The organism is Lentzea chajnantorensis (assembly GCF_054300775.1).
The window spans coordinates 6,296,308-6,319,662 of record NZ_JBSDZT010000002.1 but is presented as its reverse complement, the minus strand read 5'-3'; the positions used below and the strand labels follow the sequence as shown (position 1 = coordinate 6,319,662).

Below are 23,355 nucleotides of genomic sequence, written 5' to 3'. Positions count from 1 at the left end.
AGATGCCGGAAGAGCAGGGGGTTTTTGGTCAGTCCTCGACCTCGCGGCGGGACAACCGGACTTCCTCGACGTCCAGTCGCGCCTGCACCGTGCGCAGCACGATGTCGTCGATCGCCCGTTCGTCGCGCAGCCGCACCACGGTGGCCCGCTTGTGCGCGATCAGCTCCAGCCGCAGCGCCGCGTACTCGGCCTCGGCCCGGGTGGCCTCCTCGTCACCGCTCGCGGTAGAGCGGATCACCTCCAGGTGGTGGTCGTACTCGGCGAGCACCCGCTTGTAGACGACGTCGCTGACGCCGACCTCGTCCGCGAGCCGGGGCAACGCCTCGTAGGCCTCCTCGGACGCCGTGGACTGCGCGAGCCGGAGCTCCTCGTCCAGCGCGGTGTCCTCGGGCAGGTGCGACGCCCGCACGATCACGGGCAGCAGCAGCGACTGCACGACCAGCGTCAGCACCACGACACCGGACGTGATGAGGATGATCTCCCCGCGGAACGGGAAGGGCGCGCCGGACGCGGTCGTCTCCGGCACCGCGAGCGCCGCCGCCAGCGACACGGCACCGCGGAAACCGGCTGCCGTGGTGACCATGCGCTGCCGTGCGCCGACGCGTCGCGCGCGTTGCTGAGGGCGCCGGTCGAGCGCACGGATGATGTACGGCGTGGTGTAGCTCCACACCACCCGCGAGCCCACGACCGTGAGCGCCACCAGACCGATGGTGCCGAACGCCGCCAACACCTCCGGGCCGTCCAACGCGCGCACGGCACCGTGGGCCTGCAGTCCGATCAGGACGAACAACGACCCGTTCAACAGGAACGTCGACAACCGCCAGAACGCCTCGGACTGCTGCCGCGCGTCGGCTCGCACCAGCCGCGGCCCGATCTGGCTCAGCGTCAGCCCCGCGACCACCACGGCGATCACGCCGGAGCCGTGCACGACCTCGGCCGCCAGGAACGCCGCGAACGGCGTCAGCACGCTGACCACGCTCTCCTGCACCGGGTTGTCGAGCCGCCGCCGGACCAGCACCACCAGCCACGCGCACAGCAGACCCGCCGCCGCGCCACCGGCGTAGGACAGCAGGAACCGCCACCCGACCAGCCCTGCGCTGTACTGCGCCTCGCCGACGGTGACGGCGACCGCGATGCCGTAGATGACGAGCGCGGTGCCGTCGTTGATCAGCGACTCGGCCTTGATGATCGTGGTGGTGCGCCGCGGCAGCCCACGTGCGATCGCCGCCACCGCCGTCGCGTCGGTCGGGGCCAGCGCCGCGCCGAGCACCCACGCGGGTCCCCAGGGCAGCCCCAGCGCGTGCCCCACCCACGCGATCGCCGCGGCCGTCGCGATCACCAGCACGGTGCTGGTGAGCACGATGACCCGCAGGTTCGACCTGACCTCGCGCAACGAGGTGGTGAGGCTCTCCCAGTACAGCAGGGCCGGGAGGAAGATCAGCAGCATCGCCTCCGGCGGCAGGGTCACCGACTCCAGGGCCGGCACGAACCCGAGCACCGCGCCGCACACGACCAGCAGGGCCGGTGCGGCGACGCGCAACCGCCCGGCCGCGACGCTGCTCACGAGCACGCACACGCCCAGCACCACCACGAGTTCCAGACCGAGCATGTGCCCAATCTAGGACGCTCAAGCGGTCAGGGCGGCATCCAGCTCCGCGAGCAGCCGCGACTTGGGTCGCGCTCCCACGATCGACCGGATCGGCACCCCGTCGCGGAACAGCAGCATCGTCGGCAGCGACATCACCTGGTAGTCGCGGGCGGTCGCCGTGTTCTCGTCGGCGTTGATGCGCAGAACGGTCAGGTCGTCGCGTTCCCGGTCGATCTCGTCGAGCACCGGCGACAGCATGTGGCACGGCCCGCACCACTGCGCCCAGAACTCGACCAGCACGGTCCCGGTCCGCACGCTCTCGCCGAACGTGGCGTCGGTCAGCTGCACTTGAACTCCCTGGGTTCGTCCACCCGGCACGGGTCGAAGGCCTCGATCTTGTCCACGAGGAACGCGCGCACCGCGCCCAGCCGCTCCAGGCACGCGTCCAGCTCGGCGAGCTTGCGCCGGTAGACCTCCCGCGAGTCCGGGCACGAGTCGCCGGAGGAGTGCCCGGCGCGCAGGCACGCCACGAACGGGCGGGTGTCCTCCAGCGACAGCCCGATCGACTGCAGCGACTGGATCTCCGCGACCAGCCGGAGGTCGTGCTCGTCGTACTCGCGGTAGCCGTTGGCGCTGCGGTGCGCCTCCAGGAGACCCTGCGACTCGTAGAACCGCAGCGCCCGCGTCGTGGTGCCGGCTCGCCTGGCCAGTTCGCCGATCCTCATGACCGCAGACGCTAAACCTTGACGCCCACGTCAAGGCAAGGCCGCGTCAGCCGCGCTGCACCGGGATGCGCACCGGTCCGGTCCTGGTCACGTCGGCCCAGACGACCTTGCCGTTGTGCCGGGCCCGCACGCCCCAGGCGGTGCTCAGCCCCGCGACCAGCCGCAGCCCGAGGTGGAACCGGACGGGGGCGGTCGGCACCAGGGCAGCCGTGCGCTCACCGTCCTCCACCTCGATGCGGACGTACGGGCTGGTGCGGTGGCGGATCAGGGTGGTGGCGCGCGGCGCGGAGGTGTGCCGGTAGGCGTTGCTCACCAGCGAGTTGACGACCTGCACGACGGCCTCGGAGCTGAAGGTCGTCTCGTCGGCGAGGGCGCGGCGCACCCACCAGCGCACCTGCGCGAGGCTGGGGGCGGGGTGGATCAGCCGCATGGTGGCCCACTGACCACCGGGTGCGGTGACGTCCGGCGTGGCGTCGCTCAAGTTCGGTCCTCGTGCCGGTGACAGGTCTCCTGATCACGCTAGGGCCCGTTCGCGATCTCGGCAGGAGGCCAAGGTCCTCGTCGGCGCGGGCCCTTCGGTCAGGAACGGTCGGCGCCGTGCCAGTCCAGGCACAGCACCATCGCGTCGTCGTCGACGGTCAGGCCGCTGCGGTGCCCGGCGAGCTGCTGGAGGACCTCCCTGGGGACCTGCGCGGCGGGCAGCAGGCGGGTCAGGTTGATCGCGCGGGCCAGCGCGCGTTCGCCGTAGCGCTCGCCGGCGGGGGAGGCCACGTCGTAGACGCCGTCGCTGGCGAAGATCAGCCGGTCGCCGGGGCGGACGTGGAACTCCTGCGGGGAGAACTGGGTGTCCTCGAACATGCCCAGCGGCAGCTGGTCCTCGAACGTGACGCGCTCGGCGGTGTTGCCGCGCAGGCGCCACATGCTGGGCGAGCCCGCGTCGATCACCTCGACCCTGCCGGTCTTCAGCTCGAACTGCAGCAGCAGGACCGAGACGTGCACCCGGCCGCCGTGCTGGCCGTAGATCGCCTGGTCGGCCAGCGCCGCCTGGTCGGCGAGGGGGACGCCGGCGCGGCGGGCGTTGCGCAGGGCGTTGACCGCGAGGTTGGTCAGCAGGGCGGCGTCGATGCCCTCGCCCATGCCGTTGGTGACCGTCAGCGTGAGGTGCTCGGCGTTGGTCGACCAGTCGAAGTTGTCGCCGTAGATGGCGTAGGCGGGTTCCAGCTGGCCGCCGAGGTCGTACTCGGACCGGCGGCAGGACCGGCCCGGCAGCAGCTGCCACTGCATCTCCGCGGCGAGGGTCAGCCGCGTCGCCCGCCGCGCCTGCAGGTACAGGTCGGTGTCGCGTTCGGCGACCACGATCTCGTGGCCCAGCGTCTGCGCGATCCGGCCCAGCTCCGCCACGTCGTCCTGGCCGGGCACGTCCGCCAGGTCGACCGCGAGCACGCCGAGCCGGTCGCCGCGGACGGTGACCGGCAGGTAGGTGGTCACGGCGGTGCCCTCGCGGTGCTCGACGAACGGCTGCTGGGCGCCGAACGCCTGACCGGGCGTGCTGCCGTTCACCGGGATCGGGCTGCTCGTGTACGGCAGCTCCGCGACCGGTTGCAGCATGAGCAGCGCGTAGTCGGCCAGCAGCAGCTGCACCGCCTCGGCCTGGTACAGCTGTCTCAGCTGGGTGCGCGTGACGTCGAGCAGCTCGTGCGGTGCCGCGGCCCGGAGGGCCTGCTCGACGACGAGGTATCTGTTCACCGCTTGTGCGGTCACGGGGTGCCTGCCTTCTGCGCCGGGTGTCGATCCCGTGTCGCGGGCGCGGCCGGACATGACACGGGAACACTAAGGATGCGACAGTGGGGGACGTGAACCGGATTCGGCCACACGCCTCCGTCGACGACGTGCTCCGGGTTCTCACCCAGGTGGTCGAGCAGATCGAGGTGATGTGGGAACGGAGCAAGGACGTGTCGCCCGCTCCGCTGTCGGTGTCCCAGCTGCGCGTGATGTTCGTGCTCGAGAAGTCCGAGGGCGCCAACCTGCGCGCGCTCGGCGAGGCGCTGGACGCCGCACCGTCTTCGGTCAGCCGCCTGTGCGACCGGCTGGAGGCGGTCGGTTTCCTGGAACGCGGCCTGAGCGCCACCAGCCGCCGCGAGGTCGAGCTCTCGCTGAGCGACCGCGGCCGCGCGTACCTGCACGACCTGCGTGAACGGCGGCGTGAGCACCTGCGCGACGTCGTGGACACGCTGCCGCCGTCCGCCCGGTCCACGCTCGTCAGCGGGTTGCGGCAGCTGCGGGACGCGGCCACGTCCGTCCAAGGCGTCGACGACGGCGACGACCAGCCGGGAACGCAGACCGCCTGACCACCGTCGTCCCCCCATCGGTGCTCCCGTGCCACAACCGCGCCCACGTGTCGGCGTCTTCTGCTAACTTTTGTCGTGCGACAATAGTTTAGTGACGGGAACATCCGGCGGTTGGGGCTGCAGTGGCGACTGGCGAGGTTGCGCGACCGCACCGGAACCGGCCCCGTGCGGCCAGGTGAGGTGCACGTCGACCTCCCAGCCGGGGACCGGTCTGCGCCGACCGGCGAGACCGTCCACCCCATCCGTTCTGAGTCGGACCTGCTCGCCGCCCGGCACGCCGTGCGTGCCGCGGCCCTCGCGGCGGGGTTCGACCTCGTCAGTCAGACGAAGGTCGTGACGGCAGCGAGTGAGCTCGTGCGCAACGCCTACGTCCACGGCGGTGGTGGGGCGATGACCATCACCCGGCTCGTCGGGCTCGACGGCCGGCGCGGGCTCCGGTTGCAGGTCCGCGACCACGGGCCCGGCATCAGCGACGTCACGGCGGCGCTGGCCGACGGCTTCAGCACGTCCGCGGGACTCGGCCACGGGCTCGGTGGCATCCGCCTGCTCGTCGACGAGTTCACCCTCGACACCGCCGTGGGCGAGGGCACCACCGTGACCGTGGTGGGATGGGCGTCGTGACCGCAGAACAGCCCGTCACCTCCGCCACGACCGACGGCGTCCTCGCGTTGCGCGCGCGGCTCCGCTCGCTGTGCGACGAGCACGGCGTGTCCATCGAGCTGCGCGCCCGCCTGGTGCAGAGCGCGACGATCCTGGCGCGCGAGCACCACCTGGCCGCCGACCCCGCCGACCGCGCCGCCGTCGACGGGCAGCTCAGGGCCGAGCCGGGCGGCACGGCCACCCTGGTCGTGACCCTGCCGCTGGTCGAGCCGCTCGACCGCACCCGGCCGCTGAACCTGCCCCTGCTCCCCGAACCGGTCGACGCGCCCGCCGCCGTGTGGCACCTGCCCGCACAGGTGGACCCGCAGGTCGCCAGGCGGGCGGACCCGACGGACGACCAGGCCGCGACCGACCTCGAACTGTGCGCCCTCCTGGCCCACACCGACTCGCTGGAGCGCGAGCACCTGCAGCTCAAGCACGAGCTGGCGGAGACCAACAGCGGCGTCGTGGCGATGTACGTGGAGCTGGAGGAGCGGGACGAACAGCTGCGCAGGGCCCACGCGGTGATCTTCCGCGAGCTGGAGGACGCCCTGCGCCCACCGCCCCCGGTCGTGCCCGGCGTCGAGCTCGGGGTGCACTACCGGCCGGCCGACCGCGACGCCCCCACCGGCGGCGACCTCTACGACTGGTTCGTGCTCGCCGACGGCACCCTGCAGATCACCGTCGTCGACGCCGTCGGCCACGGCGTCACCTGTACCCGCAACGCCCTCAACGTCACCCACACCATCCGCACCCTGACCCTCGACGGCTACCCGCTCGAAGACCTGGTCCGGCGGGCCGCCGAGATCAACGAGGGTCTGATGGCCACCCTGCTGGTCGCCCGGCTCGACCCGCGCACGGGCGCGCTGCGCCTGGCCGGCGGCGGCCACCCGCCCGCGTTGCTGGTGCCCGGCACCGGCGACACGGCCTACCTGCCCGCGAAGGGCCGTGGTGTCGGGTTCCCCGTGCCCGGCAGCACCGGCATCAACACCACGGTGCTGGCGCCGGGGGACCTGCTGCTGCTCTACACCGACGGGCTGGTCGAGAGCCGCGGCGACGTGGACGAGGGCGAGCTCCGGCTCTCCTCTGCCGCCAAGGCGTACGCGGACCAGCCGCTCGACCTGGCGTTGTCCACGATCGTGGCGGACATGCACGACATCGTCCTGTACACCGACGACACCGTGCTCCTCGGTGTCCGGTTCCGAGGTGCGATGACCTGAGGGGACACCGGCGGTGCGTACGATCGCACCGCTCACAGGAGTGCGGTAACAGTGGAACAGCGTCCGAGGTCCAGCAGCGTGCCTGCGACGCATGAGGGTGGGAATGCGGGCGTGAGCGCTTTGGACGGTCGGGACCAGGTCGAGGTGTCGCGGGTGGCGGCAGGTGGCGGTGGCGCGGAGGAAGACCTGCGCGCGTTGTTCGGGCAGTCGACGGCGATCTTCGCGTCGTTCTCGGGACCGGAGCACGTGCTGGGGACGGCGAACCCCGCGTTCACGGCGTCCATCGGCCAGGGCAGGGCCCATCCGGGGCAGCCGCTGGCGGACGTGCTGCCCGAGCCGGCCGAGCAGGGGCTGCGCGCCCTGCTGGACGAGGTCCACCGCACCGGCGAGGCGCGCACCGGTCGTGACGTGCGGGTCGTGCTGGGTGACGGCCCGGACGCGCGGGAGGCGTTCTTCGACGTCACCTGCGAGGCGCGCCGCGACCGGTCCGGCGAGGTGGTCGGCGTGCGGGTCATCGGGGTGGAGACCACGCAGGTCAAGCACGCCCAGCGGTTGATGGCCGAGCACCGCGCCCTGCTGGAGCAGATCGCCCGGCAGGCGCCGCTGACCGAGGTGCTCGACGGGATGGCCCGCTCCATCGAGGAGCTGGTGCCGCAGGAGCTGTTCGTGTCCGTCCTGCTGGCCGATCCCGACGGCCTGCACCTGCGGCACGGTGCCGCGCCCAGCCTGCCCGGCTTCTACAACGAGGCCATCGACGGCATCGCCACCGGTGAGGGCGTCGGTTCCTGCGGCACCGCGGCCCACCGGCGGGAACCGGTCGTGGTCGCCGACATCGCCACCGACCCGTTCTGGGACGACTTCCGCCACCTGGCCGAGCGCGCCGGGCTGGGGGCCTGCTGGTCGACGCCGATCCTGGCCCGCGACGGCGGCCTGCTGGGCACCTTCGCCCTGTACCACCGCACGCCCAGGGTGCCGCAGGACACCGACCTCGCCCTCATCCAGGTCTTCACCGGCACCGCGGCCCTCGCCATCGAACGCCACCACGACGACCAGGCCAAACGCGCCGCAGAGGCCCGCGCGGAAGCGGCACTGGAGGACCTGGCGAAGGCCGTCGAGGCGGAACGCGAGCTGCGTGCCGACGCCGAACGGCGAGCCGCTGCCGCCGCAGAGCTGAACGCCAGGATGCGCGCCGCCGCCGAGAACCAGGCCCGCACGCCGCGCCCGGAGCAGTGCCAGCTCGGCGGCACCGCCGGGTGCGGCGCGCCGGCCGAGATCAAGGTCGCCGACTCGTGGGGCGACGCGGCCTGGGGCTGCGCCGCGCACGTCGAGGAGGCGCTGATCAACGTGCGGTCGGTGTTCATCGCGAGCGAGGAGCTCGGCGGGCTGGCGGCCTACGTGCACCGCTGACCGACTAGGCTCTTCGGGTGAAGCGTTTCCTGCTGGCCGCGCTGTGCCTGCTCGTGGCCGCCTGCGGCACCCCAGCACCGGCCACTGCCCCCACCGCGGCGTCCGGCTCGACCAGCACCCGGCCCTCCGCCGACGAGTCGGCGGCGGTCCGCGCCGCCTTCGAGACCTACCAGAAGGCCGTGCTCGCCAAGGACGGCGCCGCGGCGGTGTCGGTGCTGGCCGGCCCGATCTTCGACGTCTACGAGAACTACCGGACGCTGGCGCTCACCGCCACCGAGCAGCAGCTTGCCACCTCGCTGCTCAGCGTGCGCCTCGCGGTCTACGTGATGCGGGGCGCGCTGGACCTCGCGGTCCTGCGCACCGCGTCGTCGAAGGACGTGGTGAAGGCGGCGGTCGACCGGGGGCTGGTCGGGGAGCAGGGCGTGTCCAACCTCGCCGTCGGCGAGGTCGAGGTCGACGGCGACAAGGCGTCGACCGAGGTGATCGCCCGCGGGCAGCAGGCGCCGTACCGGTTCGAGTTCGCGCGCGAGGACGGGGCTTGGAAGATCGACCTGCGCCCGTTGCTGGACCTGGCCGACACCGGGCTGGCCGAGGTGGCGAAGCAGCGGAACCTGACCCCGGAGCAGTTGCTCGACCAGACGCTGGTCGCGATGTACGGGCCCGCGAAGGCGACCGAGCTTCCGCAAGCCCCTCGGACGCTGACCGGCCTCCTACAGCGACATGAACGTGTTGCGGTCGTGGCGGGCCAGAGCGCGCAGCAACTCGGTCGTGCGCACCGCGAGCCGCGCGGCGAACCTGGTCAGGGCGTTGCCTCGGCGACCGTAGGCCGAGGTCCAGAGCTGAGGAATCATGGTTCGATGCTCTGCCGGGACCGGTCGCGCGCCGGGGTTCGTGGACGACTCTGGACGGCGGTTGCGCGGGCCCGCCGACAGGACTAACTTGGAACGGTTGGTTCAAGTTGGCTCTGAGGTGGCAACGATGCCCGACGTGAAGCACTTCGACCCGGACGCCGTGCTCGACGAGGTCATGGCGTTGTTCTGGAAGCGAGGTGCCGCGTCGACCGGCATCCAGGACATCGTGACCGCCACCGGCCTGAACCGGTCGAGCCTGTACTCGACGTTCGGCGGCAAGCACGACCTCTACCTGGCGGCGCTGCGCCGGTACGTCCGCGAGCGGTCCCAGCCGGTCTTCGACCAGCTGGCCGGCGAGGAGGCAGGGCTCGCGGCGGTCGAGGTGTTCTTCGCCCGGCTCGTCCAGGTCCGGTGCACGGGTCCGCACGCCCGGTGGGGGTGCATGGTGGCGAACGCGCACGCCAACGGCGAGAACGACGACCCGGAGATCAGTGCGGTGCTGCACGAGCACCACGACCAGCTCAGCAAGGCGCTGCGCGCGGCGCTCGAACGGGAGCCGGGGCTGCGGCTCGCTCCCGCGCAGGCGGCGGACATGCTCGCCATGCTCGCCTACGGGGTGAACCTGCGTTCTCGTGCCGGTGCCGACCGGAAAGCGCTGAACGCGACCGTGAAGGCCGCACTCAGCGCTCTCGTGTGAACCCCTGCTGGACGGCGACCTCCTTGATGTCGTCCAGGAGCTCCCTGATCCCTCCAAGGTCCAGCCCTTGGCTCCCGAGTGCGGTGCACGGGAGGTGCTTGACAGCCCGACTATCTTGAAACGAGTGTTCCAAGTTCGCTGAGGGGGCGTTCGGTGTTCACTCCGAGCAGACCGCGCACGCTCGACGAGTACGTCGTGCAGCTGCGCGGGTTGAAGGTCGACGCGGGCAGTCCGTCGATCACCGAGATCACCCGGCGCATCCACGCGTCGTGGCACGGGGCCGGTCGCCCGCGCAGCGAGTGGCCCGCCCGCTCGACCGTCGGCAACTGCTTCCAGACCGGGCGGCGGCGGCCGAACGTCGACCTGGTTCTTGCCGTCGTGGAGGTGCTCGTCGACGGCGACGTCGCGCTGCTGGGGCAGTGGCGGCAGGCGCTGCGCCGGGTGCTGGGGGAGACCGACGCGACCGGCTGTGCCCGCGTGCGCACCGAGCTGCCGGAGGACCTTCCCGCGTTCGTCGGCAGGCGGGACCTGCTCCAGCGGTTCGCCTCCGGCGGTGTCGTGGCGCTCGCCGGGATGCCGGGCATCGGGAAGACGGCGCTGGCCGTCCACCTGGGACACTCGTGGGCTCGCCGCGGTCTGGTCCGCGGCCCGGTGCTGTTCCTGGACCTGTGCGGGCTTGACCCCGTGCGCCCGCCCGTGGCCGTCGCCGCCGCACTGGAGTCGTTCCTGCGGGTGCTCGGCGTACCGGGCGATCTGATCCCACCCGGCCTCGACGACCGGATCCGGTTGTACCGCACCAAGGTCGCGGAGACCTCCGCGCTCGTCGTGCTCGACAACGCGGCCGACGCGGCCCGGGTGCGGCCGCTGCTGCCCCCACCCGGCTGCCACGCGCTCATCACGAGCCGCACCGCTCTACCCGGCCTCGGCTCCACCACGCTGCCCCCGCTCACCGCCGGGGAGGCGCTGGAACTGCTGCGCCTCAGCGCAGCGCCGCGCACCGCGGACGCCGGCCCGGTCGGCTCGATCGTCGAGCTTCCTCGGCTGCCACCCGCTCGCCGTGTCGGTCATCGGCCGCCACCTGCGCGAGCACCCCGGCTGGACGCTGACCGACTACCTGGAACCGCTCACCGCGCTGGCCCTCGAAGGCGGCCTGCGGGCGACGCTGGCGCTCTCCGACCGCGCGTTGCCCCCGGACGCGCGCCGGTTGCTGCGCCTGCTGACGTTGCACCCCTGCACGACCTTCGACGTGCACGCGGTGGCGGCGCTGGCGGACCTGAGCGGGCGGCCGACGCGCGGCCTGCTCGACGCGTTGGTCGAGGCGCACCTGGTGGAGCAGAAGGGGTACGGGCTCTACGAGCTGCACCCGCTGGTGCGCGCCTACGGTGCGGAACGCCTGCTGATCGACGAACCGGTGAGCCGCAGCCGGCGTGCGCTGGAACGGCTGCTGGACCAGCGCAACCTGCGGCTGGTCAGCTGATCACCGCGCCGGCGCGCAGGGGATGACCGCCCACACGGCCTTGCCGACGGTGCGGTGCACCACGCCCCAGCGCTCGGCCAGCCGGTTCACGATCACCATGCCGCGGCCGCGCACCGAGTCGGGCGTGGACGGCCGCAGCAGAGGCGAGTCAGGCGAGGCGTCCTCAGCCACGACGTTGACGACGCACGGCTCGTCCGACCGCCGCAACCGCAGGCGGGCGGGCAGACGTGCGTGGTCGAAGACGTTGGCGGCGAGCTCGGTGATCACCATCAGCACGTCGAGGAGGTCGTCCTCGCCCAGGTCTCCCAGGATCGACCTGGTCCACCTGCGGATCTTGGCCGTGTCGGGTACGGCGCTGACGAGCTCCAGCGTGTGCCATCCGTCAACAGAGCTCTCGGCAGCCACTTCGTGGCCTCCTCCTTGTTGGCATTGCACGACTGGAGTACCTCGGCCGGGGGCGGCGAAACCCGGCACCGTCAGGACGGACCCAGCTCACACCGCAGTTCCGCCCACACCGTCTTGCAGCCGTCACCGGGGCTCGTGCCCCAGGACGTGGCCAGCCGCTCGACCGTCACGATCCCGCGGCGGCGGCAGCCGCCGAGTCGCGACCGGCCGTGAACGGGCAGCTCAGGCGCGGTGTCGTCGACCTCGCAGCGCACCACGCACGGGTCCGGCGCCACGTGCAGGCGCAACCGGCGCGGGCCCCGGCCGTGGTCGAAGGCGTTGCACACCAGCTCGCTGAGCACGAGCAGCACGTCCCCGACGTCGTCGCCGCCGAACCCGGTGAGCGCGAGCCGCGCCCGGGCCCGGATTCCGGCGACGTCGTCGTGGTAGTCCTCCAGGTCGAAGCTGCGGAAGAAGGCCTGGTGGCCGGGGTGGCTGAGCGACACGGTCGGCACCTCCTCGTCACGGCAGCTGGACACCGACGACGCACGTGTCGTCGTCGGTGTCGGACCGGCTCTGGGTCAGCAGGTGGTCCAGCAGGTCGTCCAGGTCGGCCCGCGGTTCCCGCACGGCGGCGCACAGCTGCTCCAGGCACTCGTCCAGCGGCAGGTCCCTGCGCTCGACCAGGCCGTCGGTGTAGAGCAGCAGCGTGTCACGGGGTTCGAGCACGACCTCGCCCTCCACGTAGGTCGCCTCGGACAGGGCGCCGAGCATCGTGCCGGGCAGCATCGGCAGCAGCTCGCCCTCCCCGTCCCTGATCAGCACCGGCGGCAGGTGACCGGCGCGGGCCCAGCGCAGCACGCGGGTCAACGGGTCGTACACGCCGCAGATCGCGGTGGCGAAGATGTTGTCGGCGAGGTGGTGGGCCACGAGGTTCAGCCAGGTGAGCAGCTGGCCCGGTCCCGCGCCGGTGGCGGCCAGCCCGCGCAACGCGTTGCGCAGCACCACCATCCCGGTCGCGCCCTTGATGCCGTGACCGGTGATGTCGCCGACCGACACCAGGATCTGCTTGGACGGCAGCACGACGGCGTCGTACCAGTCGCCGCCGACCAGCTCCTCCTGCGCGGCGGGCCGGTAGCGCACCGCGACCCGCAGCCCGAACGCCTCCAGCGTGGGGTGCGTCGGCGGCATGATCACCTGCTGGAGCTGCAGCGTCAGCCTGTTGCGCTCCGCGGCCTCCTGCGCGGTGATCGCCAGCTGGTCCTGCGTGGCCGACAGCGCCACCTCGGTCCAGTGCTGGGAGGACACGTCCTGGTAGGCACCGCGGACGGCGAGCAGCGTGCCGTGCGGGTCGAGCACGGGCTCGGCGATCACGCGGACGTGTCGGGTGACACCGCCGGTGCGCTGCAGGCGGAACGCCGCGGACGCTTGCCGGTGGTCGTGCAGCACGGTCTGCACGAACCCGTTGAGCGCCGGCACGTCGTCCGGGTGGGCGTGCGCCGCGATCTGCGCCAGCGGCACGGGATCGGCGCCGGGGGCGTGTCCGTAGAGCGAGTGCAGCTGGCTGTTCCACATGATCGCGCCGGTGAGCCGGTCCTCCTCGAAGCCGCCGACCCGGCCGAGGCGCTGGGCGTGCTGCAGCAGGTTCGCCAGGCGGGTCGTCTCGTCCTGCACCCGCCACACGACCAGCACCAGCACCCCGTGCCGGGTGATGCTCACCCCGGCGGTCACAGTCAGCGGCACCTCGTCGATCAGCGCGGCGAGGTTCATGTGCTCTGCGCGGAACGGCTCACCGGTGGCGTGCACGTGCTCGACCTTGTCGAACAGGCCGCCCTCGGTCGCGGCCAGCGGGTAGGCCTCCAGCAACAACCGGCCCGCCACCGCGGCCCGCGGCCGTCCGGCGAGGTCCACGAACCGGCTGTTGACGTGGTGGATGCGGAAGTCGGTGATCGTGCCCTCCGGCGAGACCTCGGGGCCCAGCACGAACGCCGGGTCGAGCAGCCCGTCGGCGAGGTCCACCAGCTCCGCCGGCGCGGGTGCCGCGTGGTCGGCCATGCGCACGACCGCGGTGCTGTCCAGGGTGGCGGCGCACAGCTCCGCCAGCGCCTCCACCTGCTTGTGCACGCTCAACGGCTGCGGCGCCAACCCGGTGGGCCAGCAGATCTCCAGCACGCCGGTGATGCGGCCGCCGGTGCCGGCCGGGACGGTGACGCGGCCGAGCAGGCCGGCACCGATCGACGGCAGCCCCGACGCGCCCAGGTCGCCGATCCACACCGCCTCCCGCTCCAGGAGCGCCCGGCGTGCGGGTGTCGGCACGCCGGGAGGGACGTAGCGCCAGCGGTGCGCCTCACCGGTGCCGAACCCGGCGTGCCCGGCGAGGGTGAGCGAGGCGTCAGCCCCGGCCAGCCAGATCGCCACGGCGCTCGCGCCCAGCGGGGCCAGCGCGTGGTCGAAGAGCGACTGGGCCACCGACTGCGTGTCGTCGGCGTGCAGAGCGCCGCTTTCCGCCGTCCGCAACCGGATCGCCGTCGTGGCGGTGTGGTCGCCGGCCGCGGCGGGGACCGCGGTGAGCTCGTCGCCGGAAACCTCGTTGATGATCTCCACGGCGAGCTGCAACTGGGTGGTGCCCGCCCGGTCCGCGAGCAGGGCGAGCTGCTCGGCCGCCTGCGCGGGACCGCAGCGCAGGCGTTCGACGAGCACGCCCTTGGCGAGCTCCACCAGCGCCCGGCCGTCCGCTGCCGCCCGTGCCTGCTCGATCTCCCGGTGCAGGCGGGCGACGGTGCCCGCGAGCCGGCCGACACCGGCCTCGTCGGCGGTCACCGGGTGCGCATCCACCGGTGCACGCAGGCCACCAGGTCGTCGGCGTCGACCGGTTTGGTGACGTAGTCGTTGGCGCCCGCCGAGATGCTCTTGTCCCGGTCGCCCGGCATCGCCTTCGCCGTGACGGCGATGATCGGGACCTCCGCGTGGTCGGGCATGGAGCGGATCGCGGCGGTGGCGGCGTAGCCGTCCATCTCCGGCATCATCACGTCCATCAGGATCAGGTCGATCTCCGGGTGGCTGACCAGCGCCTCGATGCCCTCCCTGCCGTTCTCCGCGTGCAGCACCCGCACGTCGTGCAGCTCCAGGATGCTGCTGAGCGCGAACAGGTTGCGGGCGTCGTCGTCGACGATCAGCACCGTGCGACCGGCCAGCTGCCCGTTCACCCGGTGCGCGGCCGGCGGCCGCGGCTGCTCGGGACGTACGAGGGGCAGCACGTCCTCGGGGCCGTCCGCGTTGAGGTGCAACGCGATCCGCTCCCGCAGCTCGTCCAGGCTGGACAGCAGCTCGAGCGGGCGGGTGCTGCTGCGCGTCTGCAGCTGCTGCTCGTACTGCGCCGGCAGCCTGCGGTTGTTGTGCGCCAGCACGGGAATCGTGCGGGTGGCGGTGTCGCCGTCGAGCGCCTCCAGGAACCGCAGCGCGGCACCGTCGGGCATGTCCAGCTCCAGCACGACGCAGTGGCACGGCTCGGTCGCGAGCGCGGCCGCCGCCTCCTCGCGGCCGACGGCGGTGACCACCTCCACCGGCCCGCGCGGGTCGTTGCTCGCCGACAGGTCGGTCACCGCGCTCTGCGCGACCAGGGAGAGCAGGCCCTGCGGCCGTTCCTCCACGACCAGCAGCCGCCGCTGGTGCGTGGCGGCCGGTGCGGGTTCCTCCGCCGTGACAGCGGGTTCGGCCGCCGCCGCCGTCGCCGCCTCCTGCACGGGCTCGGCGAACTCGCTGCTGTGCACCGGCAGGTACAGGGTGAAGGTGCTGCCCCTGCCCAGGGTGCTCTCCGCGGTGATCGACCCGCCGAGCAGGTAGGCGATCTCGCGGCTGATCGACAGGCCCAGCCCGGTGCCGCCGTACTTGCGGCTGGTGGTGCCGTCGGCCTGCTGGAACGCACCGAAGATCGACTCCAGCTGGTGCTCGGCGATGCCGATGCCGGTGTCGCTGACCTGGAACCGGATGGCCTGGCCGTGCGCGCGGACCGCGTGCGGCAGCTCGTCCTGGTCGGCGAGCCCGATGCGCAGCTCGACACCGCCGGTCTCGGTGAACTTGACCGCGTTGGACAGCAGGTTGCGCAGCACCTGCTGCAGGCGGGTGTCGTCGGTGACGAGCTCCGGCGGCGTGCCCGGCGAGGTGCTCAGCTGGAAGCTCAGCCCCTTCTGCGAGGTGAGCGGGCGGAACGTGACCTCGACGTAGTCCAGCAGCCGCCGCAGCGACACGCGTTCCGGCGTGATGTCCATCTTGCCGGCCTCGATCTTGGACAGGTCGAGGATGTCGTTGATCAACCCCAGCAGGTCGGAGCCGGCGGAGTGGATGATGCCCGCGTACTCGACCTGCTTCGGGGTGAGGTTGCGGCTGGGGTTCTGGGCCAGCAGCTGCGCGAGGATCAGCAGGCTGTTGAGCGGGGTGCGCAGCTCGTGGCTCATGTTGGCCAGGAACTCCGACTTGTACTTCGACGCGAGCGTCAGCTCCTGCGCGCGGACCTCCAGCTGCTGCCGCGCCTGCTCGATCTCCAGGTTCTTCGTCTCGATGTCGCTGTTCTGGATCGCGAGCAGCTCCGCCTTCTCCTCCAGCTCCTTGTTGGAGCGCTGCAGCTCCTCCTGGCGGGCCTGCAGCTCACCGGAGCGCGACTGCAGCTCCTCCGCGAGCCGCTGGGACTCGGTGAGCAGCTCGTCGGTGCGGGCGTTGGCGATGATGGTGTTGACGTTGACGCCGATGGCCTCCATCAGCTGGTCGAGGAAGTCGCGGTGGATGTCGGTGAAGCGGTGCACCGACGCGACCTCGATGACGCCGAGGACCTGGTCCTCCACGACGATCGGCAGCACCAGCAGGTTGACCGGTGCGGTGCGGCCGAGACCGGAGGTGATGGCGACGTAGTCGGCCGGCATCTCGTCCACGGCGATCGTGCGGCGGCTGCGCGCGGCCTGCCCGACGAGCGACTGCCCGAACCGGAACCGGGTGGTCCGCGAACCGTCGTCGGGGTGGCCGTAGGAGCTGATCAGCCGCAGCTCCTGGCGGTCCTCGGTGTCGTCGGCCAGGTAGAACGCGCCGAACTGGGCCGACACCAGCGGCGTCAGCTCGTCCATGATCAGCTCGGCGACGACGGCGAGGTCCCTGCGGCCCTGCATGAGCCCGGAGATGCGGGCCAGGTTGGACTTCAGCCAGTCCTGGTCCTCGTTGGCCTTCGTGGAGTCGCGCAACGACTCCACCATCGAGTTGATGTTGTCCTTGAGCTCGGCGACCTCACCGGAGGCCTCGACGGTGATCGACCGGGTCAGGTCGCCCTCGGCGACCGCGCTCGTCACCTCGGCGATCGCGCGCACCTGGCGGGTCAGGTTCCCGGCCAGCTCGTTGACGTTCTCGGTGAGCCGCTTCCACGTGCCGGACACGCCCTCGACCTCGGCCTGACCACCCAGCCGGCCCTCGCTGCCGACCTCGCGGGCCACGCGGGTGACCTCGGCGGCGAACGAGGAGAGCTGGTCGACCATCGTGTTGATCGTGGTCTTGAGCTCCAGGATCTCGCCGCGGGCGTCGACGTCGATCTTCTTGGTCAGGTCGCCCTGCGCGACGGCGGTGGTGACCTGGGCGATGTTGCGGACCTGGTTGGTCAGGTTGTTCGCCATGAAGTTGACGTTGTCGGTCAGGTCCTTCCAGGTGCCCGCCACGTTCGGCACCCGTGCCTGACCGCCGAGCATGCCCTCGGTGCCGACCTCGCGGGCCACGCGGGTGACCTCGTCGGCGAACGCGGACAGCGTGTCGACCATCGTGTTGATCACGCCGGCCAGCGCGGCGACCTCGCCCTTGGCCTCGACGGTGATCTTCTGGGACAGGTCGCCGCGGGCCACCGCCGTGGCGACCTGGGCGATCGACCGCACCTGGTTGGTGAGGTTGGAGGCCATGACGTTCACGTTGTCCGTCAGGTGCTTCCACGTGCCGGAGACACCGCGCACGGTCGCCTGGCCGCCCAGGTTGCCCTCGGTTCCGACCTCGCGGGACACGCGGGTGACCTCGTCGGCGAAGCCGGACAGCTGGTCGACCATCGTGTTGATGGTCTCCTTCAGCTCCAGGATCTCGCCGCGCGCGTCCACGCGGATCTTCTGGCTCAGGTCACCGCGCGCCACCGCCGTCGTCACCTGCGCGATGGAGCGCACCTGCGCGGTGAGGTTGTCCGCCATGACGTTGACGGACTCGGTGAGGTCCTTCCACGTGCCGGACACGCCCTTCACGTCCGCCTGGCCGCCGAGGCGCCCGTCCGTGCCGACCTCGCGGGAGACGCGGGTGACCTCGTCGGCGAAGGAGGAGAGCTGGTCGACCATCGTGTTGATGGTGTCCTTGAGCTCCAGGATCTCGCCGCGGGCCGTCACGGTGATCTTCTGGCTGAGGTCGCCGCGGGCGACCGCCGTGGCGACCTGGGCGATGGAGCGCACCTGCGCGGTGAGGTTGCCCGCCATGAAGTTCACCGAGTCGGTGAGGTCGCGCCACGTGCCGGACACGCCCTTCACGTCGGCCTGACCGCCCAGGGCGCCCTCGGTGCCGACCTCGCGGGAGACGCGGGTGACCTCGTCGGCGAAGGAGGAGAGCTGGTCGACCATCGTGTTGATGGTGTTCTTCAGTTCGAGGATCTCGCCGCGCGCGGTGACCGTGATCTTCTGGCTGAGGTCGCCGCGCGCGACGGCGGTGGTCACCTGGGCGATGTTGCGGACCTGGTCGGTCAGGTTGCCCGCCATGAAGTTCACGGAGTTCGTGAGGTCCAGCCACACGCCGCCGACGCCGGGCACCTCGGCCTGACCGCCCAGCCGGCCCTCGCTGCCCACCTCGCGGGCCACGCGGGTGACCTCGTCGGCGAACGAGGAGAGCTGGTCGACCATCGTGTTGACGGTGTTCTTCAGCTCCAGGATCTCGCCGCGCGCGTCGACGTCGATCTTCTGGCTGAGGTCGCCGCGGGCGACCGCGGTGGCGACCTGGGCGATGTCGCGGACCTGGCTGGTCAGGTTACCCGCCATGGCGTTCACCGAGTCGGTGAGGTCCTTCCACGTGCCGGACACGCCCGGCACCTCGGCCTGTCCGCCGAGGCGCCCGTCCGTGCCGACCTCGCGCGCGACGCGGGTGACCTCGGAGGTGAACAGCGACAGCTGGTCGACCATGCCGTTGAAGACGGTGGCGATTTCGCCGAGCAGCCCGTCGGAGTCGTCGGGCAGGCGGATCCCGAAGTCGCCGTCGCGCACGGCGGTGAGCCCGGCGAGCAGCTGCCGCAGCTCCGGCAGCTCCGCCGCTCTTCGCGCGGCGTCCTGACCGGCCAGGACATCGGCCGGCGCACTCGTGCCACTCATCCAGAATCCTCCACTGCACGGCGAAACCACGTGGAGGTGGGCACCTGTCTGCTCAAGCTCACCTCAGCGAACGCGAATGACATTACTGGAGCCCGGTGGTGTCCTTCTCCGCGACGATCCCGGCGGTCGCGCCGGTCCCGTGCGCGGCGGCGAATTCGATCGGCCGGGAATGTTCTTCGGATTTCCGTCCGGCACGCCGCTGCCGCGACGGCCCGCCTCGAACCGGCACGCGTCTGGGCGGGCGTCTGCTGCTGCTCGACATCGGCGGCGGCTCGGTGGAGACCGCCCTGGGCCGTGACGCCGGTGCCCGCGAGGGCCGATTCGTGAGGTGGCCGTCAATGGTGCTCACCGGATCGGGCGAATGTGCGGAGAATGGGATTCGTTCACTCGATGAGTTGATGCTTTCCCCGTGCGGGGCTGTCGCAAATTGACGCTGATCACCCGTTTCGATCATGATCAGATTCATGATCGAAACGGGCGATCACACGAATCGTCGCCTTTTCCTCCGTGCCGGCGTGGTGACCGCGGGTGGTGCGGGCCTGCTGGCCGCGACCACCCCCGCCGCCGAGGCCGCCACCGGCTCGCACGTCTTCCGGGTGGCGCACTTCGGCGCCAGGGGAGACGGCCGCACCGACGACACCGCCGCCGTGCAGCGCGCGATCGACGCGGCCTGCGCCTTCGCCGCACGCGCGAACGGCTACGCACGCGTCGAGTTCGACGCCAGGACCTACCTGCTCGCCACACCACCGGCCCGACCCCGCCCCGGCCCCACCCACGCGGCCGGCCAGCTGCTGTTCCCGGAGCGCACCTCCGGCCCGCAGATCACGGTCGAGCTCGCCGGCGCCGGCACCCAGCAGGGCCTGCAGTTCATCCCGGACGGCCGGCAGACGGCGGCGGGCACCATGCTGAAGTCGACGGTCACCGCCACCTGGGACGGCCTCGCGACCGGCATGCCCCCGGCCGTGATCGCCTCGCCGAAGGGCAACGTGTGGGGCGGCTTCAACCGCGTGGCCGTGGCGGTCACGAACATCGCCGTCCAGGTGCCGTCGAACCCGTCGCTGGCCGGCCTGAACCTGCTGTGGGCACCGCAGGTCCGCCTGCGCGGCGTCCGCGTGTGCACCCCGGACCCGCTGCCCGCGGTGGTCGAGCCGGAGATCCCGTGGTCCACCGGCGTCGTCCTGCCAGGCGGCGGCAACAACGCGGTCGTCTACCTGCGCGACGTGCACATCGCCGGCTTCCACACCGGCCTGCTGTTCGGCGAGCACACCGACGCCTCCAGCGTCCTGGTCTTCGCGTGCAAGGTGGCGCTGGCCCCGTTCGGCAGACGCCTGCACACCGCCCGCTTCGGCCTGGTCACCGTCGAGTGCTGCCCGACCGTGCTCTCCGAGGTCAGCTGGGAGACCGGCCGCGTCGCCGGCACCGAGGGCGACAGCCTCAAGATCGACCTGCTCGACGTCGAGGAGTACAACGGCTTCAGCCGCAGCCTGGCCTGGACCCGGCACGACTGCCACGTCTTCGACCCGAACAGCGTGCTGCGGGGGTGGATCTGGATGGCCCGCTCCGGTGCCGACTACCTGAACATCCCGCTGACCCTGCAGGGCGCCCGGCACCTGCAGATCTCCGAGATCCAGCAGACGTGACCGGGTCGCCGGAGGAGAGTTGCGCCACGTGTTCACCCTGGTAGCGCGCATGCGCGCGGTTTTTGTCGGTGCCGTGTGGACACTGCAGGGGTGAGCACCTCGACACCGCTGCTGAACCCGACCCGCATCTACGTGGAGCCCGCGGCCGCGCTGCTGCCGCGCGGCCGCGAGGTGCTCGACCGGTTCCCGGACGCGCAGCGGGTCGAGGTCGACAGCCACTGGCGCATCCCCGAGCTGCACGGCGACGAGGCCAACGCCCAGCGGTGGGTGCGGATCAAGCGCGAGGCGCTGGTGCTCGGGGTGAAGAAGTCGCTGAGCGCGCGCCCCAACGGCCGTTCCGCGCACTTCATCGCCCCGTCCACCGCCAACGGCTGCGCGATGGCCTGCGCCTACTGCTACGTGCCGCGGCGCAAGGGCTACTCCAACCCCATCACGGTGTTCGCGAACATCGACCAGATCACCGGCTACCTGGCCCGCCACGTCGCCCGGCAGGGCCCGCTGACCGAGCCCGGCCAGATCGACGACCACGCGTGGGTCTACGACATCGGCGAGAACTCCGACTGCTCTGCGGACGCACTGGTCAGCGACAACGTGCGGGACCTGGTGCGGCTGTTCCGCGGCCTGCCCACCGCCAAGGCGTCCTTCGCGACCAAGTACGTCAACCGCGACCTGCTGGACTGGGACCCGCGGGGCCGCACCCGCGTCCGCTTCTCGCTGATGCCCGAACGCACCGCGAAACTGCTCGACATCCGCACCACCCCCGTCGCCGACCGCCTCGCCGCCCTCGACGACTTCCGCGCCGCCGGCTACGAGGTGCACGTGAACCTCAGCCCGGTCGTTGTGCACGACGGCTGGCTGGAGGACTGGCGGCAGCTGCTCCAGTCGCTCGGCGACGCGGTCTCACCCGCCACCCGCGCGCAGCTGGCCGCCGAGGTCATCATGCTCACCCACAACCAGCCGCTGCACGAGGTCAACCTGCGCTGGCACCCGCGGGCGGAGGACCTGCTGTGGCGCCCGGACCTGCAGGAGGTCAAGCGCAGCGAGGGCGGTGGGGTCAACGTGCGGTACCGGCGGGGGCTCAAGCGGGAACTGCTCGACTCGTTCCTCGCACTGGTCGCGGAGCAGGCTCCGTACCTGCGGGTCCGGTACGCGTTCTGAGCTCCGGCCCGGGGTGGATCAGGAGACGTCCGACTCCTGCCAGTGCACGCAGGTGGGGCGTTGACCTGTTTCCGCGAGCTCCAGCAGCGCCTCTCTGAGCTTTGCCAACGGGATGAGGGCATCCGCGGGGAACCGGGTGCGCGTGTCCACGTCGACGTACAGCGTGATGTCCCGATCATCGGGACGGGTGGCCGAATTCCCGTGTGGGTGTTCATCGGTCCGGCGGGTGACCCACGCACACATTTCGTCGTCCTTCATCTCGGACGAGACAGGACGGCCTGATCCGGGCCGTGACACCGGATCATCGTCGGCCGCGAAACTCGGTGGTCCATGGCGTGCATGGCCGCGACCCGGTGTGGCACATCGATGTCGAACTTCAGCTGGTGGTCCGGGAGCTTGAGCGCACCGACCTTCGGGCGATCCCGCAGGTACACGACAGTCGGGTGGGGCTGTTCGTTGGCCAGGACATCGGCAAGCACCTGGTCGAGCTTCGCCTCCGAGTCCACCCTCACAGGGGTCCGGCCGCGGTTCTCGGGAGAGAAGTAGTACGCGTCGAGAACATGTTTCACGGCAGGCTCCTTCCGGTGAAGGTCTCGGAGTCTGCCGGACCATGAACTGTCATCGTTTGCCCAGGTAAAGCACATACGGCAACAGGTTGGCGCATGAGTAGAGCTCGTTGTTGACCACTGGTTCGGTGTGGGAGATCCCAGCGTTGCGCTGTCGCCAGGCCACCTTGATCTCGACGTGCTCAGCGGCTGCCACCCGGCCTCGCCCTCCTCGCGGAAACCCCAGCGGTTGGAGGAAGGTGCCGACCCGTCCGTGGCGATGCTTGAGGCGACGATCCGGAGTGCTCAGCGGTGAACGGGTTCGCGAGCGCGCCGATCGGGGTGGATGACGTCCATCTTCAGCAGGTTCTCCTCGGGCAACGCCGCCAGCACGGGCTCGATGTCGGCCAGGAGTGCCTGTGCGGCGAGCAGTTGGTCGCCGATGCGCTTGCGGTGCTGACGCAGGACCTCGACGCGGTGCTCGGCTTCGGTGACGATCCGCCGCGCGTGCTCGGTGGCGTCGCGGACGGTCTTCTCGGCGCGGGCCTGAGCGGAGCGCTGCTGCTCCTCCAGCGCACGCATCTGTTCGGCGCGGCGCTGGGCCATGGCCTGCTCGAAGTCCGCCTCGACCTGCCGGCGGAGCTGCGCGGCCTGGTCGTCGAGCTGGCGGCGGCGCCGTTCGGCGTGCCGGGTCATCGTCTCGACCTGGGCGTGGGCGCGGGTCATCAGCTCGCGGTGCTCGGTCTCCACGTCCGCGCGGCGCCGGTCGAGGTCGGTCACGAGGTGCTCGGCGCGCTGGCGCAGGCGTTCGGCGGCCCGGTGGGCGTTCGCCCAGTCCTGCTCGGCGGCGCTGCGGGCGCGGGTGGTGATCTCCTCGGCTTCGGCGTGGGCCAGCTCGACCATGCGCCGGGTGCGTTCGGTGAGCGCCTCGGGGTCGATCGGTGTCCGGCAGATCCGGTCGACGCGGGCGCGCAGCTCGGCGATCTCCGTGCGGGCGGCTTCCAGTTGCCGGGCAAGGGACTCGGCCTGGGCCAGGGCGGCGTCGCGGTCGGCGGTGAGTGCTGTCGTCTCGCTCTCCGCCGCGTGCACGTAGTGCTGGACCTGGTCCTGGTCGTAGCCGCGCCAGCGCACGTCGAAGTCGGTTCGCAGCGGCAACAGCTCCACTTCCCCCTGCTCCTCTCCAGTCGCAGCAACACTCACCCGGAAGACGAAGCGGGGCTGGCGAATGTTCCCGGGAGGGAGGCGTTGGGGCGCAACGACTTGTGTGATCTGGATCAACCGGCGGTCGCACGGCTCCGGTGCACGGCCACTGGTCCAG

General features: G+C 71.6%; 25 protein-coding genes. 10 read left to right on the top strand and 15 right to left on the bottom strand.

Going from position 1 to position 23,355, the window contains the following annotated elements:
* Nucleotides 1-28 precede the first annotated feature (28 nt).
* From ACVDFE_RS30675 to ACVDFE_RS30655, 5 genes are all read right to left on the bottom strand, one after another.
* Nucleotides 29-1,609, bottom strand: coding sequence for a Na+/H+ antiporter (locus tag ACVDFE_RS30675; RefSeq protein ID WP_458432900.1), 1,581 nt, complete (start codon nucleotides 1,607-1,609; stop codon nucleotides 29-31).
* An 18-nt stretch (nucleotides 1,610-1,627) separates the two neighbouring features.
* Entirely contained in the window at nucleotides 1,628-1,936 is a 309-nt protein-coding gene (trxA, locus tag ACVDFE_RS30670) for a thioredoxin (protein ID WP_360400467.1), read from the bottom strand.
* Nucleotides 1,927-2,313: a MerR family transcriptional regulator gene (locus ACVDFE_RS30665; protein ID WP_458432899.1), complete on the bottom strand. Its 387-nt coding sequence runs from the start codon at nucleotides 2,311-2,313 to the stop codon at nucleotides 1,927-1,929. The genes trxA and ACVDFE_RS30665 overlap by 10 nt, the downstream gene beginning before the upstream one ends.
* A gap of 46 nt (nucleotides 2,314-2,359) precedes the next feature.
* Nucleotides 2,360-2,794, bottom strand: coding sequence for an ATP-binding protein (locus tag ACVDFE_RS30660; protein ID WP_458432897.1), 435 nt, complete (start codon nucleotides 2,792-2,794; stop codon nucleotides 2,360-2,362).
* A 98-nt stretch (nucleotides 2,795-2,892) separates the two neighbouring features.
* Nucleotides 2,893-4,059, bottom strand: coding sequence for a PP2C family protein-serine/threonine phosphatase (locus tag ACVDFE_RS30655; protein ID WP_360400458.1), 1,167 nt, complete (start codon nucleotides 4,057-4,059; stop codon nucleotides 2,893-2,895).
* Between the two features lie 107 nt (nucleotides 4,060-4,166).
* On the opposite strand from ACVDFE_RS30655, the gene ACVDFE_RS30650 reads away from it, so the two are divergent.
* From ACVDFE_RS30650 to ACVDFE_RS30625, 6 genes are all read left to right on the top strand, one after another.
* On the top strand, nucleotides 4,167-4,661 hold the full coding sequence (locus ACVDFE_RS30650; RefSeq protein ID WP_458432896.1) for a MarR family winged helix-turn-helix transcriptional regulator: 495 nt from the start codon (nucleotides 4,167-4,169) through the stop codon (nucleotides 4,659-4,661).
* A gap of 111 nt (nucleotides 4,662-4,772) precedes the next feature.
* Entirely contained in the window at nucleotides 4,773-5,282 is a 510-nt protein-coding gene (locus ACVDFE_RS30645; RefSeq protein WP_458432894.1) for an ATP-binding protein, read from the top strand.
* The gene (locus ACVDFE_RS30640) at nucleotides 5,279-6,520 is read left to right on the top strand and encodes a PP2C family protein-serine/threonine phosphatase (protein ID WP_458432892.1); all 1,242 of its coding nucleotides are present in this window, start codon (nucleotides 5,279-5,281) and stop codon (nucleotides 6,518-6,520) included. Before ACVDFE_RS30645 ends, ACVDFE_RS30640 begins: the two co-directional genes overlap by 4 nt.
* Before the next feature lie 111 nt (nucleotides 6,521-6,631).
* Nucleotides 6,632-7,927: a GAF domain-containing protein gene (locus tag ACVDFE_RS30635; protein ID WP_458432890.1), complete on the top strand. Its 1,296-nt coding sequence runs from the start codon at nucleotides 6,632-6,634 to the stop codon at nucleotides 7,925-7,927.
* Nucleotides 7,928-7,944: 17 nt separating this feature from the next.
* Nucleotides 7,945-8,865 (top strand): hypothetical protein, encoded by a 921-nt coding sequence (locus ACVDFE_RS30630; RefSeq protein WP_458432889.1) that lies wholly within the window; start codon nucleotides 7,945-7,947, stop codon nucleotides 8,863-8,865.
* Nucleotides 8,866-8,905: 40 nt separating this feature from the next.
* Nucleotides 8,906-9,475 carry a TetR/AcrR family transcriptional regulator gene (locus tag ACVDFE_RS30625; RefSeq protein ID WP_458432888.1) on the top strand — a complete coding sequence of 190 codons (570 nt, stop codon included), beginning with the start codon at nucleotides 8,906-8,908 and terminating at the stop codon, nucleotides 9,473-9,475.
* 110 nt (nucleotides 9,476-9,585) lie between these two features.
* On the opposite strand, the gene ACVDFE_RS30620 is transcribed toward ACVDFE_RS30625, so the two are convergent.
* Nucleotides 9,586-10,059 (bottom strand): hypothetical protein, encoded by a 474-nt coding sequence (locus ACVDFE_RS30620; RefSeq protein WP_458432886.1) that lies wholly within the window; start codon nucleotides 10,057-10,059, stop codon nucleotides 9,586-9,588.
* A 328-nt stretch (nucleotides 10,060-10,387) separates the two neighbouring features.
* The gene (locus ACVDFE_RS30615; RefSeq protein WP_458432884.1) at nucleotides 10,388-10,543 is read right to left on the bottom strand and encodes a hypothetical protein; all 156 of its coding nucleotides are present in this window, start codon (nucleotides 10,541-10,543) and stop codon (nucleotides 10,388-10,390) included.
* Between ACVDFE_RS30615 and ACVDFE_RS30610 the strand changes: the two genes are divergently transcribed.
* The gene (locus tag ACVDFE_RS30610; RefSeq protein WP_458432882.1) at nucleotides 10,533-10,952 is read left to right on the top strand and encodes a hypothetical protein; all 420 of its coding nucleotides are present in this window, start codon (nucleotides 10,533-10,535) and stop codon (nucleotides 10,950-10,952) included. The genes ACVDFE_RS30615 and ACVDFE_RS30610 overlap by 11 nt on opposite strands.
* Here the strand turns inward: ACVDFE_RS30610 and ACVDFE_RS30605 are convergent, their stop codons facing one another.
* The 4 genes from ACVDFE_RS30605 to ACVDFE_RS30590 all read right to left on the bottom strand — a co-directional run bounded on the left by ACVDFE_RS30605 (nucleotide 10,953) and on the right by ACVDFE_RS30590 (nucleotide 18,694).
* Entirely contained in the window at nucleotides 10,953-11,357 is a 405-nt protein-coding gene (locus ACVDFE_RS30605; protein WP_458432880.1) for an ATP-binding protein, read from the bottom strand.
* A gap of 71 nt (nucleotides 11,358-11,428) precedes the next feature.
* Nucleotides 11,429-11,842, bottom strand: coding sequence for an ATP-binding protein (locus ACVDFE_RS30600; RefSeq protein WP_458432878.1), 414 nt, complete (start codon nucleotides 11,840-11,842; stop codon nucleotides 11,429-11,431).
* Nucleotides 11,843-11,858: 16 nt separating this feature from the next.
* Nucleotides 11,859-14,156 carry a SpoIIE family protein phosphatase gene (locus ACVDFE_RS30595; protein ID WP_458432877.1) on the bottom strand — a complete coding sequence of 766 codons (2,298 nt, stop codon included), beginning with the start codon at nucleotides 14,154-14,156 and terminating at the stop codon, nucleotides 11,859-11,861.
* On the bottom strand, nucleotides 14,153-18,694 hold the full coding sequence (locus tag ACVDFE_RS30590) for a HAMP domain-containing protein (RefSeq protein ID WP_458432876.1): 4,542 nt from the start codon (nucleotides 18,692-18,694) through the stop codon (nucleotides 14,153-14,155). The genes ACVDFE_RS30595 and ACVDFE_RS30590 overlap by 4 nt, the downstream gene beginning before the upstream one ends.
* A gap of 98 nt (nucleotides 18,695-18,792) precedes the next feature.
* Between ACVDFE_RS30590 and ACVDFE_RS30585 the strand changes: the two genes are divergently transcribed.
* From ACVDFE_RS30585 to ACVDFE_RS30575, 3 genes are all read left to right on the top strand, one after another.
* A complete protein-coding gene (locus tag ACVDFE_RS30585) occupies nucleotides 18,793-19,125 on the top strand; it encodes a hypothetical protein (RefSeq protein WP_458432875.1) in 333 nt (110 codons plus the stop codon).
* Nucleotides 19,126-19,209: 84 nt separating this feature from the next.
* Entirely contained in the window at nucleotides 19,210-20,334 is a 1,125-nt protein-coding gene (locus ACVDFE_RS30580) for a hypothetical protein (RefSeq protein ID WP_360400416.1), read from the top strand.
* A gap of 90 nt (nucleotides 20,335-20,424) precedes the next feature.
* Nucleotides 20,425-21,492, top strand: coding sequence for a spore photoproduct lyase family protein (locus ACVDFE_RS30575; protein ID WP_458432874.1), 1,068 nt, complete (start codon nucleotides 20,425-20,427; stop codon nucleotides 21,490-21,492).
* 18 nt (nucleotides 21,493-21,510) lie between these two features.
* Here the strand turns inward: ACVDFE_RS30575 and ACVDFE_RS30570 are convergent, their stop codons facing one another.
* The 4 genes from ACVDFE_RS30570 to ACVDFE_RS30555 all read right to left on the bottom strand — a co-directional run bounded on the left by ACVDFE_RS30570 (nucleotide 21,511) and on the right by ACVDFE_RS30555 (nucleotide 23,192).
* Nucleotides 21,511-21,735 (bottom strand): Imm1 family immunity protein, encoded by a 225-nt coding sequence (locus ACVDFE_RS30570; protein WP_360400410.1) that lies wholly within the window; start codon nucleotides 21,733-21,735, stop codon nucleotides 21,511-21,513.
* A gap of 11 nt (nucleotides 21,736-21,746) precedes the next feature.
* Nucleotides 21,747-22,061 carry a hypothetical protein gene (locus tag ACVDFE_RS30565; protein ID WP_458432873.1) on the bottom strand — a complete coding sequence of 105 codons (315 nt, stop codon included), beginning with the start codon at nucleotides 22,059-22,061 and terminating at the stop codon, nucleotides 21,747-21,749.
* 49 nt (nucleotides 22,062-22,110) lie between these two features.
* Entirely contained in the window at nucleotides 22,111-22,254 is a 144-nt protein-coding gene (locus ACVDFE_RS30560) for a hypothetical protein (protein ID WP_360400404.1), read from the bottom strand.
* A gap of 89 nt (nucleotides 22,255-22,343) precedes the next feature.
* Nucleotides 22,344-23,192, bottom strand: a complete 849-nt coding sequence (locus ACVDFE_RS30555) for a hypothetical protein (RefSeq protein ID WP_458432872.1) — start codon at nucleotides 23,190-23,192, stop codon at nucleotides 22,344-22,346.
* Between the last annotated feature and the right edge of the window lie 163 nt (nucleotides 23,193-23,355).

Excerpts from the sequence above, each read along its gene's own strand:
- ACVDFE_RS30675 (WP_458432900.1), bottom strand. The coding sequence starts at position 1,609 with ATGCTCGGTCTGGAACTCGTGGTGGTGCTGGGCGTGTGCGTGCTCGTG.
- ACVDFE_RS30665 (WP_458432899.1), bottom strand. The coding sequence starts at position 2,313 with ATGAGGATCGGCGAACTGGCCAGGCGAGCCGGCACCACGACGCGGGCG.
- ACVDFE_RS30625 (WP_458432888.1), top strand. The coding sequence starts at position 8,906 with ATGCCCGACGTGAAGCACTTCGACCCGGACGCCGTGCTCGACGAGGTC.
- ACVDFE_RS30620 (WP_458432886.1), bottom strand. The coding sequence starts at position 10,059 with ATGCCCGGCATCCCGGCGAGCGCCACGACACCGCCGGAGGCGAACCGC.
- ACVDFE_RS30615 (WP_458432884.1), bottom strand. The coding sequence starts at position 10,543 with ATGACCGACACGGCGAGCGGGTGGCAGCCGAGGAAGCTCGACGATCGA.
- ACVDFE_RS30590 (WP_458432876.1), bottom strand. The coding sequence starts at position 18,694 with ATGAGTGGCACGAGTGCGCCGGCCGATGTCCTGGCCGGTCAGGACGCC.
- ACVDFE_RS30570 (WP_360400410.1), bottom strand. The coding sequence starts at position 21,735 with ATGTGTGCGTGGGTCACCCGCCGGACCGATGAACACCCACACGGGAAT.